This is a genomic window from Pseudoalteromonas sp. ESRF-bin5 (assembly GCF_002632075.1).
GTDB lineage: Bacteria > Pseudomonadota > Gammaproteobacteria > Enterobacterales > Alteromonadaceae > Pseudoalteromonas > Pseudoalteromonas marina.
This window is the reverse complement of sequence record NZ_NTLW01000019.1, coordinates 1-2,444: the sequence shown is the minus strand read 5'-3', so window position 1 is coordinate 2,444 and position 2,444 is coordinate 1. Positions and strand designations below refer to the sequence as shown.

Below are 2,444 nucleotides of genomic sequence, written 5' to 3'. Positions count from 1 at the left end.
AAACGTAATTTAAAGTCTTGCAGTGGTTCTTGCCATTCGTCTTTAGGTTCATTTAAAAAACTGACATCACAATGATCCCACGCACTTATAAATGTACCTTCACACGTGTCTAGAGGCTCTGTTTCTTCCCCTATTACCTGTATAAACTCATTGTGCACCTGCGCCATTACCTGCTCAATTTCATTTACTGACGCTGCAAAGTCTGATTGCGATAATAGGTAATTTAATCGTTGTTGGTTTATTTCATCATCAGGCAAAGTTTGTGTTTGCTGATCGTCGAATATTTGCAGGTATTGCTCTACTTTTCGTAAATAAAGATAATTACCTTTCAGCTCTTTTGCTTCGTCGTCATCAATAACTTGGTTTAGTGCTAACTGGTTTAACGCATTAAGTAATGATTGCGTCTGTAAATTAGCCTCTCGCCCGCCGCGTACCATTTGTAGTGCTTGAACAATAAATTCAACTTCTCGTATTCCACCAGCCCCCAGTTTTATATTATTGGTTAAACGTTTACGGCGAACTTCTTGTGCAATCATGAGTTTCATTTTACGAAGCGATTCAATAACTGAAAAATCAATATAGCGTCGGTATACGAAAGGTTTAAGCAATTGATTAAATTCATCCCAATAGTGATTGGGCCTACCAATTAAACGACTTTTAAGCATGGCGTAACGCTCCCAATCACGCCCTTGCTCTTGGTAATAATCTTCAATAGCGTTAAAACTCATGACCAATGGGCCACTTTCACCAAATGGCCTAAGGCGCATATCAACCCTAAATACCTGCCCATCCCCTGTTGTTTGGTTAAGTGCTGCTATTAACTTTTGAGCCACTTTTGTGTAAAACACCTGCGCCTCAATACTTTTTCGGCCGCCTTGAGTTTTAACACTTCGAGGGTATGCAAATATAAGGTCGATATCTGAAGAATAGTTAAGTTCTTTGCCACCTAACTTGCCCATACCAAGTACCATTAAAGGCAAAGATTGCCCTTGCTCATCTACAGGCTCACCATTAAGTGTGGCCACCTGCGCATGGGCCCACTCGTTAGCGCTTTGAATTAACTTATCAGCGAGCTGGCTAATATACTCAATACTATCTGCAATTGGGTTTTCACAACATAAATCTAAAAAAGCGACTTTAAGCCAGTATTTTTCACGATATTTGCGAAGTATTTGATGACACTGTGCTTCGTTTATATCTGCCAGTGTTAAGTTTTCGAAGGGGGAAAGTATGTCTCTACTTTTAATTTCGTCTTCACATAGTAACCCGCTTTTTAAATCAGGCTGAGACTGAATACAGCGCCAAGCAAAGTCGCTTAACGCTAATAACCTTACAACTTCGTTTTCTATAGGATGCTGCGGGTACAGCTGCTCATAGCGCTTTAACCCAAGTTTTTGTAATTGAACAGGAAGTTGTATTGCGTTACTCATCAATCCTCTCTTTTATATCATCAGTAACCGTACTAGAATGATTAAAACCTTTAAGGTTAACTCTAATTAGGACAACCATGTCATATTTATCTTTATCTAACACTAGTTTTGTTGCGATTACTATTAGTTTTGTTGTTATTTGCTTAACTATTTTTTCATTAAGAATAATAACTCAAATTAAATTAAAACAAGCGCTTAAAGATGAATTAGCCCAGCATGATAACTTTGCCATGGGGATCAATTTTGCTTCAGAGATTTCGGTTGTTATTGCAACCATTGCCTTTTTATTTGATGAAATAAGTGTAAGTACCGCACAATCTAATCCACTTAAAGTAGCAATATTAGTGCTGCTGTTGTTTTCATTTATAAAAGTGGGACATTTGATTCACCGAAAGTGGATTTTGCATCGTTTTAACGAAGAAGCGGCTATTTTAAAACAAAATGTATGCGCCGCCTTAGTAGACTCTGGCATGCTAATAGCTAATTTCATTATGACCTTAGGCCTTTACACATGGACCCACACTCAAGGCTTCAGTAACTTATTAATCGCGTTAGTCAGCTTTTTTTTACTGCAAGGTATGTTTGCACTTGATAGTAAAATACGCGAACATCGTTTTGCAAAAGCCAATCAAGGCGCTTCGCTACAAAGTAATTTTAATTTAGAAAATACCTCTATTGGTATTCGCTATGCTGGTAAATCAATTGGTTTAGCGCTTGCCTCGTATGCAGGCTTGTCGAGTGCTACGTTTCAAAACGGTAAAATGGTTGAAAACCTATTTACACTGGTAATGCATTGCGGTGTAATGTGGATACTGTTGTATGCGTTAACATTTATTGTAAAAAAAATATCACTACCCAATATTGATGCAGCACTTGAAGTTGATCATCAAGACAACATAGGTATTGCTTGTATTGAATTTGCTGTTTTTTGTGCAATAGGCTATTTACTAATTAGCATGTTTTCTATTTAACATTAAACACTTTTCGCTTGGGCTTACACAAAACTTGCTTACA

2 protein-coding genes are annotated in these 2,444 nt (G+C 37.6%); one reads left to right on the top strand and one right to left on the bottom strand.

The window, feature by feature from the left end:
* A partial coding sequence (glnE, locus tag BCG07_RS00265) for a bifunctional [glutamate--ammonia ligase]-adenylyl-L-tyrosine phosphorylase/[glutamate--ammonia-ligase] adenylyltransferase (protein WP_286887950.1) occupies positions 1 to 1,430 on the bottom strand: 1,430 nt, incomplete at its 3' end.
* Positions 1,431 to 1,507: 77 nt separating this feature from the next.
* On the opposite strand from glnE, the gene BCG07_RS00260 reads away from it, so the two are divergent.
* The gene (locus BCG07_RS00260; protein WP_138529104.1) at positions 1,508 to 2,401 is read left to right on the top strand and encodes a DUF350 domain-containing protein; all 894 of its coding nucleotides are present in this window, start codon (positions 1,508 to 1,510) and stop codon (positions 2,399 to 2,401) included.
* The last annotated feature ends 43 nt before the right edge of the window (positions 2,402 to 2,444 follow it).